The 228-nt window shown below is 71.5% G+C and carries 1 pseudogene; it reads left to right on the top strand.

Annotation, left to right across the window (positions count from 1 at the left end):
• Positions 1 to 228: pseudogene (locus BN358_RS26540) on the top strand (radical SAM/SPASM domain-containing protein); the annotation flags it as partial.

Below are 228 nucleotides of genomic sequence, written 5' to 3'. Positions count from 1 at the left end.
TCCGGTGAACGTCGGGAACGTGAAGGAACGCTCGCTGGTCGAGCTCTACCGCGACGAGCCCCTGATGCGTGCGCTGCGCGACCCGGACCAGTTCAAGGGACGCTGTGGCGCCTGTGAGTACCACGACTGGTGCGGCGGCTCGCGGGCCCGGGCCTACGCGTGGACCGGCGACCCGCTGGAGTCCGACCCGTTGTGCCCGTACGTGCCGAAGCCCGACGCGGCGCTCCC

This window comes from Sedimentibacter sp. B4, from assembly GCF_000309315.1.
GTDB classification, from domain to species: Bacteria; Bacillota; Clostridia; order Tissierellales; family Sedimentibacteraceae; genus Sedimentibacter; species Sedimentibacter saalensis.
Note: the sequence above shows the minus strand (reverse complement) of the source record. Positions and strands in the feature narration are given on the sequence as shown.